Annotated in this window: 8 protein-coding genes; 4 read left to right on the top strand and 4 right to left on the bottom strand. The window is 68.9% G+C overall.

Annotation, left to right across the window (positions count from 1 at the left end; genetic code table 11):
- Positions 1-240 precede the first annotated feature (240 nt).
- Positions 241-498 (bottom strand): hypothetical protein, encoded by a 258-nt coding sequence (locus ACZ4TG_RS08155; protein ID WP_468160616.1) that lies wholly within the window; start codon positions 496-498, stop codon positions 241-243.
- 370 nt (positions 499-868) lie between these two features.
- Here ACZ4TG_RS08155 and ACZ4TG_RS08150 point away from each other — a divergent pair, with 370 nt between their 5' ends.
- Positions 869-2593, top strand: coding sequence for a BCCT family transporter (locus ACZ4TG_RS08150; RefSeq protein ID WP_468161420.1), 1725 nt, complete (start codon positions 869-871; stop codon positions 2591-2593).
- A 159-nt stretch (positions 2594-2752) separates the two neighbouring features.
- Positions 2753-3397 carry a dihydrofolate reductase family protein gene (locus ACZ4TG_RS08145; protein WP_468160615.1) on the top strand — a complete coding sequence of 215 codons (645 nt, stop codon included), beginning with the start codon at positions 2753-2755 and terminating at the stop codon, positions 3395-3397.
- 80 nt (positions 3398-3477) lie between these two features.
- Here ACZ4TG_RS08145 and ACZ4TG_RS08140 read toward each other — a convergent pair whose 3' ends face one another.
- Positions 3478-4827: an aminotransferase-like domain-containing protein gene (locus ACZ4TG_RS08140; protein WP_468160614.1), complete on the bottom strand. Its 1350-nt coding sequence runs from the start codon at positions 4825-4827 to the stop codon at positions 3478-3480.
- Positions 4828-4966: 139 nt separating this feature from the next.
- Between ACZ4TG_RS08140 and ACZ4TG_RS08135 the strand changes: the two genes are divergently transcribed.
- Positions 4967-5284 carry a hypothetical protein gene (locus ACZ4TG_RS08135; RefSeq protein ID WP_468160613.1) on the top strand — a complete coding sequence of 106 codons (318 nt, stop codon included), beginning with the start codon at positions 4967-4969 and terminating at the stop codon, positions 5282-5284.
- Positions 5277-5942, top strand: a complete 666-nt coding sequence (locus ACZ4TG_RS08130) for a LysE family translocator (RefSeq protein WP_468160612.1) — start codon at positions 5277-5279, stop codon at positions 5940-5942. Before ACZ4TG_RS08135 ends, ACZ4TG_RS08130 begins: the two co-directional genes overlap by 8 nt.
- Here ACZ4TG_RS08130 and ACZ4TG_RS08125 read toward each other — a convergent pair.
- Together ACZ4TG_RS08125 and ACZ4TG_RS08120 are read right to left on the bottom strand one after the other, a co-directional pair.
- On the bottom strand, positions 5921-6451 hold the full coding sequence (locus tag ACZ4TG_RS08125; RefSeq protein ID WP_468160611.1) for a hypothetical protein: 531 nt from the start codon (positions 6449-6451) through the stop codon (positions 5921-5923). The genes ACZ4TG_RS08130 and ACZ4TG_RS08125 overlap by 22 nt on opposite strands.
- Positions 6448-7893 carry a hypothetical protein gene (locus ACZ4TG_RS08120; RefSeq protein ID WP_468160610.1) on the bottom strand — a complete coding sequence of 482 codons (1446 nt, stop codon included), beginning with the start codon at positions 7891-7893 and terminating at the stop codon, positions 6448-6450. The genes ACZ4TG_RS08125 and ACZ4TG_RS08120 overlap by 4 nt, the downstream gene beginning before the upstream one ends.
- Positions 7894-7900 lie beyond the last annotated feature (7 nt).

The following is a 7900-nucleotide window of genomic DNA, read 5'->3' as shown; positions in this document are numbered from 1 at the left end:
AACGGTCCGTCGGGTAGTTGTGTCCTGCTGAACAACGCGGCCTTCGAGAAGGTGCGGGAGCCGGGCAAGAACCTGATCCGCCGGGCCCGCATCGAGCGCGTGAGCTGAGCGACCAGGGCCGATACAGGGCCACGAAGGCTACGGCGGGGACACGGGCATACCGTCCCCGCCGTAGCCATCCACCCCGTCGTGGACACGGACCGGGAACTGGCGTCTCGGCTTGGCGGGCCGGCCCGCCCGTCAGCGGCCGGGAGGGTCGGGCAGCCGACGGAGTTCGAGCAGAGCCAACGCGATCTTCACTGCGGTCGAAATCGTCAGGGCCTGCAGAAATGGCATGCCCATGAGCCACAGAGCCACCATCATGACCGTGAGCACCAGGAATGCCGGTAGCAGATTGGTTCGTTTGATCGCAGCCCGCAGGTGTCCGGCTCTGCTCCGAGGCTGATCCACGGAACCGGTCGGGCGCGCGGTGACGCCCTCCCCCTCGGCTTGCGGCATTGGCTGCTGCCCTTCCCTCGTACCCGTACCCGTACCCGTACCCGTACCCGTACTCGTCTCCGGCATCGAGCCTTGGGCGCGACCCGGCGGGCTGCCACCGCTGTCACCGTCCCCGCCGCCATCCGAGGTACAGGTTCACCTCACCGGGCCAGGTCCGTACCGCGGCGCCAGTCGCAGCGAGCCCTCGTGCCGCTCCTCCTCGACACCCGTGCGGCCTAGCACCTCACAGCGGGGCACCCGACCGACGCCTGTTGATACCGGGACTGGTGTGCGCGCCGTGGTACGGGATAGCAGAAGCCAAATCGGGCCGTGATCGCGAAAGGTGCCGCCTGTGTCCGAGGAGCAACGTAAACGGGGGCAAAGACTGCGGCTGCCCGTGAAGGCGGCCCTGCCCGGCCGCCACCCGCACGAGGACAAGGAGCCCGTCACCGACCGGGTGGTCTTCGGCGTGACGGCCGTGCTGACCTTGGGCTTCGTGATCTGGGGCGCCACGGCCACCAGCTCGCTGGAGAGCGTCTCCGACACCCTGCTGAACGGCCTGATGCACAACGCCGGCTGGGCGTTCGTCCTGGTCGCCTCGGGGTTCGTCGTCTTCGCGCTCTGGCTCGCCATCAGCAGGTACGGACGGATCGAGCTGGGCCAGGAGCACGAGAAGCCGGAGTTCAGCACCGTCTCCTGGGTCGCCATGATGTTCAGCGCCGGCATGGGCATCGGCCTGATGTTCTACGGCGTCAGCGAACCCCTCGCGCACTACACCACTCCGCCTCCGGGCACCGACCCCGCCGACTCGGCGGACGCCATGCAGACCGCGCTCGCCACCACGCTCTTCCACTGGACGCTGCACCCGTGGGCCATCTACGCGGTGGTCGGCCTGGCCATCGCGTACAGCACCTTCCGGCGCCGCAGGCGGCAGACGATCAGCGCCGTCTTCGTCCCGCTCCTCGGGAAGAAGCGCGCCGAGGGCGCACCCGGCCGGGTGATCGACATCCTGGCGATCTTCGCCACGCTGTTCGGCTCCGCCACGTCCCTGGGGCTCGGCGCGCTCCAGATCGGCAGCGGCATGCACGAGGTGGGCTGGCTGAGCAAGGCCGGGACGGGGCTCCTCGTCGCCATCATCGGCGTGCTGACCGTCTGCTTCGTCTTCTCCGCCGTCTCCGGCGTGGAGAAGGGCATCCAGTGGCTCTCCAACATCAACATGGTGCTGGCCGTCGTCCTCGCGGTCTTCGTGTTCGTCGTAGGCCCCACCATCATGGTCCTCGACCTGATCCCCACCTCCCTCGCCGCCTACTTCGACGAGCTGCCCCAGCTGATCGGCCGCACCGAGGCGTCCACCGGCGGCGGTGACGTCGCCGACTGGCTGAGCAGCTGGACGGTCTTCTACTGGGCCTGGTGGATCTCCTGGACGCCGTTCGTCGGTATGTTCATCGCCCGCATCAGCCGGGGCCGTACGATCCGTCAGTTCGTCGGCGGCGTCATCCTGGTGCCCAGCGCAGTGAGCCTGGTCTGGTTCGCCATCTTCGGCGGTACGGCCATGCGCCTGAAGGAGCAGGGAAAGCTCGGCGGCGCGACGACGCCCGAAGCGCAGCTCTTCGGCGTGCTCCAGGAGTTCCCGATCGCCGGTGTGATGAGCCTGCTCGTGATGATCCTGGTCGGCATCTTCTTCGTCTCCGGCGCCGACGCGGCGTCGATCGTGATGGGCACCCTCTCCCAGAGGGGCACCTTCGAACCCGCCCGGTTCGTCGTCGTCTTCTGGGGCGTGGTGACCGGTGGCGTGGCGGCCGTGATGCTGCTCGTCGGTGAGGGCAAGGGCGACGCCCTCGCGGGCCTGCAACACTTGACGATCCTCGTCGCGGCCCCGTTCGTCCTGGTGATGATCGGCATGTGCTGGGCCCTCTTGCGGGACCTCCGCCAAGACCCGCTGATCGTCCGCGGCGAACTCGCCGAGGAGGCGATGGAGGAGGCCGTGATCGCGGGCCACGAGAAGTACGAGGGCGATTTCGAGATCCGCATCGGCCCGGCGCAGGACGAGGCACCCGGGAAAACGAAGGACGACCCCGACCGCAAGGACCCGGGAGCCCCGCCCCCGGCCCCCTGACGGGCGCACCCCCGCCGCACGGCCCCGCCCGGGCCCCGCGCCAGGACGGTCCGGCCGGCGGCTGGCGAGTGCGAGGTCGGGTGCCGCCGCAGCGATGAGTCTGGCGGCGCCCGCGGGTCTACCTACTGAACGGGATATCCAACGCATAGGGAGCACGTCATGGGCCTCATTCACATCGAGCTGTTCGCAACCCTCGATCTCGTCGGGCAGGCGCCCGGCGGCCCGGACGAGGACCCGGTGGGCTTCCCGTTCGGCGGCTGGCAGGCGCCCCTGCTGGACGAGGTCGCCGGGGCGCAGGTCGGTGCCGCGTACGAGGGCACGGACGCCCTCCTGCTCGGCCGGCGGACCTACGACATCTTCGCCGCCTACTGGCCCCACCAGGAGGGCGGCGAGGACAACGAGATCGCCACGCTCTTCAACAGCGTCCCGAAGTACGTGGCCTCCCGCGGCCGGCCCGACCTCTCGTGGGCCGGGTCCACGCAGCTCGGCCCGGACCTCGCCGGCGCGGTGCGCGAGATCCGTGACCGGCACGAGCACGTGAAGGTCGTCGGGAGCCTGAACCTCGTACAGACCCTTCTGCGCGAGAAGCTCTTCGACCGTCTCGACCTGTGGGTGCACCCGATCGTGCTCGGCGTCGGGAAGAAGGTGTTCGACGATGGCGCGGTGCCCACCAACGTCAGGCTCCTCGAACCGCCGGCAGCCAGCCCGAAGGGCACCGTGTATCTGCGTTACGGGCTCGTCGACGGCATCCCCGCGACGGGGGACATGAGCGCACCCGATCGCGGTGTCGGAAGCGACGACTGAAGCCGCGCCGCGCCCGGGGGCCCGTCCCCCCGGGACCTCGTATTCCCCATCGGCTGGCCCGCCCACGCCCCACCGGGGTCTCAGTCGGTGACGAGGTCCTCCGGGGTGGATCGGGCGAGTTCGACGAGCGTGGCGAGCGCCTGGGACAGGACGTCCGGCTGTGGGGAGGCGAGCCCCAGGCGAACGGCGTTGGGCGCGTGGTTGGCGCCGACGGTGAACGCGGCCGCCGGTACCACCCCGATGCCGTGCCGCGCGGCGGCGGCGACGAACGTGTCCGCCCGCCAGGGGCGCGGCAGTTGCCACCAGCAGTGGAAGGAACGCGGCTCGGTTCGCACGGTGAACCCGGCGAGGTGCCGGGCCGCGACCTCCTGCCGTACCGCCGCCTCCCGCTGTTTGGCGGCCACCAGCTTCTTCACGGTGCCGTCCTGCTGCCAGCGGTGGGCGGCCTCCATGGCGAAACGCATGGGGGCCCAGCCGCCCGACCGCAGGGAGGCGGCGACCTCACCCGCCAGGGTGGCGGGGGCCACCGCGAAGCCGAGGGTCAGACCGGGGGCGACCCGCTTGGACAGGCTGTCGATCAGGACGGTTCGTTCGGGGGCGTAGGCGGCGAGCGGCGGCAGTTCGTCGCGCAGGAACGCCCAGATGGCGTCCTCGACCGCAGGGAGCCGCAACCGCAGCAGGACCTCGGCCAGACGTTCGACGCGCTGCTCGGACATCGTGAGCGAGAGCGGGTTGTGCAGTCTCGGCTGTACGTAGACGGCGTGCAGCGGGGCCCCGGCGTGGGCCTCCTCGACGGCCTCCGGGATCAGCCCGTCGTCGTCCATGGCGAGCGGGACCAGGGTGATGCCGAGCCTGGCGGCCACGGCCTTGATGACGGGGTACGTGAGCTCCTCGACGCCGAGACGCCCGCCTGGTGGCACGAGGGCGGTGATGACGGCCGAGAGGGCCTGTCGTCCGTTGCCCGCGAAAAGGACCCGAGAGGGGTCGGGGCGCCAGTTTCCGCGGGCGAGGATGTCGGCGGCGGACTCCTGGACGGCCGGGAGGCCGGACGCGCCCACCGGCCTCAGCGCGTGCCCGAGGGCGTCGGGGCGCAACAGTCCCTTCAGCCCTTCCGCAAGGAGTGCGCTCTGCCCGGGTACGGCCGGGTAGTTGAGCTCCAGGTCGATCCGGCCGACCGCCGGTTCCGTGAGGGCGGGGGCGGGGGATCCGGATCCGGCGGATACCGCGCGCACGAACGTCCCGCGTCCCACCTCGCCCACCGTCAGGCCGCGGCGGGCCAGTTCCTTGTACACGCGCGTGGCGGTGGAGTTGGCGATGCCGTGCTGCCGTGCGAACTCGCGCTGTGTCGGGAGGCGATGGCCGGGCCGGAGGGAACCGGCCGCGATCTCCGCGGCCACCGCGTCCGCAACGCTCTGGAAGTTCTTGGTCATACCAGTTCCCCTCGTCCGCCCGGCGGGCGTTCATCCAACCACAGGATTGCACTCAGTGCAATCCTGTGGTTGCACTGAGCTAGGGACGGTAATACCCTCTCGTATTGCACCGATTCCAAGGAGAGGAGCTCCGGGCTCAGTGAACACGACGACAACCAATCCCTTACTGCTCGTCAGCACCTCCACGTGCCTGCCCGATTGCCGCCGGTGCGGCTTCGACTCACACTCGATCGGCCGGGACGCGATCCCCAAGGCGATACGGAAGTCCACGGCCTACCGGGACATGACCCCGCTGTTCCACACTCGACTCAATGCAATCCTGGGTGCACCACCGAATGCACCGAGGGTGGACCTCACCCACGACCTCGCCGTCGCCCAGCACGTCCACAACGCCGCCAAGTCACCTGCGGAGGACGGCGATGCGCCGTACCAAGAAATGAGGGAATGGCGTGCTTGAACCGAGCGGGATCCTCGGCGTGACGGTGGTGGCACTCGGCATGGTTCTCACCCCTGGCCCGAACATGATCTATCTCGTCTCCCGGAGCATCACCCAGGGCCGGCGCGCCGGGCTGATCTCCCTCGGCGGTGTGGCACTGGGTTTCATGCTGTATCTGGTCGCCACGAACGTGGGCCTGTCGGTCGTGTTCATCGCCGTGCCCGAGCTGTACTTCGCGGTGAAGCTGGCCGGCGCCGCCTACCTCGCCTACCTGGCCTGGAACGCCCTGAAACCGGGCGGCGTCTCCCTCTTCCACCCGCAGGAGGTGCCGTACGACTCGCCGGGCAGACTCTTCACCATGGGCCTGGTGACGAACCTGCTCAACCCGAAAATCGCCATCATGTACCTCTCCCTCATTCCCCAGTTCATCGACCTGGACAGCGGCCACGTCCTCTTCCAGGGCCTCGCACTCGGCTCGATCCAGATCGTGGTCAGCGTCGCGGTCAACCTGACCATCGTGCTCGCCGCCGCCACGATCGCGGGCTTCCTGTCCCGCCACCCCTCCTGGCTGAAGGTGCAGCGCTACCTGATGGGCACGGTGCTCGGCGCCCTCGCCGTATCCCTGGCCATCGAGACGTCGGCCCCGGCCAGCCACTCTCAGTCAACGCCGCTGAGATAGACCCGGCTGGTGCGGTCGTCGACCTGGACCACTGCGACCTTCAGCCAGTTGAGGTTGTCCTCGCACGGCGCGCACACCTGGCCCTCGCGGACCCTCGCCAGCAGATCGGGCTCCGGCAGCCCCAAATGCGTGAACGGCGTCGATGGGTTGGTGCTGCGGGCGAGTGGCTGTTCCCGCAGGCTGAGGGGTTCCTCGGGCTTCAGCTGTGCGACGAACTTGTCCACCTCGCCCGTGGGGAGGACGAATGCCATGATCAGGCCGTCGTCCTGCAGCCCCTCCAGGTGCGCCGCCTTCGCCTCGGTTGCCGCCGCAGGCAACTGCACCTGCAACGTCTTGGCGACCGACTCCACGGAGGCCCCGTCCACCCAGTGCGACACCTGCCCCGATGAGCGGTCCGCTGCCGGGGTGCCGTTCCCCGTCGTCCCCGAACACCCGGTCGCCAGCCCGGTGAGCACGGCCACCCCGGCGACCAGTGCCGGGTGCCACCAGTTTCGCGCGCCCACGTTCATCGGGCGTCCCCGTTCCGGCCGATGTCCGTACGTGTGCCGTCCCGTCCCGGGTCCTTCGGCTCAGGCCAGGATCCGCCCGAACTCAGGTCGTGCTGCTGCACCGAACTGCTTCCCCTCATGTCGAATTCCCTGGCCTGTCCCGTCGTGTGCATTCGGGCCATATCGGCGTCGGTCACCGTGGTCGGACCGATGGGTGTGGCCTTTCCGGGATCCCAGTTGTACCGGTCCCACACATTGACCTGATAGTCGATGTTGACCTGCGGTTTGCCGTCCGGGCCCGGCAGTGCCGTCACGACACCCGTGGTATTCGTCATGGCGCTGCCCACGGCCAGGTACCAGTTTGCCGTGCCGTCCGGACCCTTGTCGTGGGTGTAACCCTGACCCGAGGTCTCCACGGGGATCGCGACGGGTTTGCCGCCCGACTGCGCGAAGGCGTCCAGGGCCTGGCGGCGCCATTCGTCCTCCTGCTTGGCGCGCGTCGTCGCCGACACGTCACGCAGGACCGTGTCGTTCTCTTCGCTCAGCATCCGGTCGACGTCGAGGTCGAGGGTCTTGCCGGTCCCGTTCAGATAGTGATCCATGTGCCGGGCCGCATCCGTCTTGCCGATGAAGTCACCGCTGTTCGAGATCCCGTTGGCCTGGAACTCCTTCCAGTAGTCTCCGAAGCCGGGTGAATCGACGTCGTACGGTCCCGCGCCGTCGTCAGCGGCCACTCGCTTGACCGAAGGGGTCAACAGACCTGCCGCCAGCAGGTCGTCCTTGTGCTGCGTCCACAGCTGCGCCCGGGCCTCGGGACTGAGGGATTGCCACAGCCGCCGCAGCTCCGCGCGCTGCTTGTCGTTGGCATCTTCCCCCAGCCCGGCGATTTTCACGGCGCGGGGCAGCATGTCCTGGTCGAGCGACGTGTACGCCGCGTGGCCGGCGTTGGTCGGATCGCCGCCGTGGCTCGCGCGCAGCGCACGTACCGCAGCTGCGTCCACCTCGGTGGCGTGGCTCACGATCCCGGTCAGTGTGTCTGCGTACCACTGCATCATGTCGCGTTTTCTCTGCCCGGGCCCGCCCACCTCGCAAATGAGGGCATCCGCGATCACTATGGTCCCGTCCTTGCGTCCGGTGACGCTGAAGCCCTTCGCCTTGGCCTCGGCGGTCACGCTCCTGGCCTGCTGCTGGATGCTTTTCAGTTCGGTGTGCGCGTCATCGAGGACACTGAAGATGCTCTGCGCCTCCTTGTGGAGGTCCTCGAACTCCTTCACCGTTTTGCCGACGAAGTCACGGGTCACGCCTGCGTTGACACCCTCCCAGCGTGCCTTGTCAGCCTTCGCCTTCATGCCGTCGCGCGCCTCGCCGCCAAGCCGCTGCATCTCCCCGGCTACGCGCTTCCAGTCGGCGACCGCCGTCCCCAGTTTGCCGAGGTCGATTTCCATGAGTTCGGTGTAGTTCACGATGCGT

It is taken from the genome of Streptomyces sp. NPDC028314, assembly GCF_055565795.1.
This window is presented reverse-complemented; position numbering and strand designations above follow the sequence as displayed.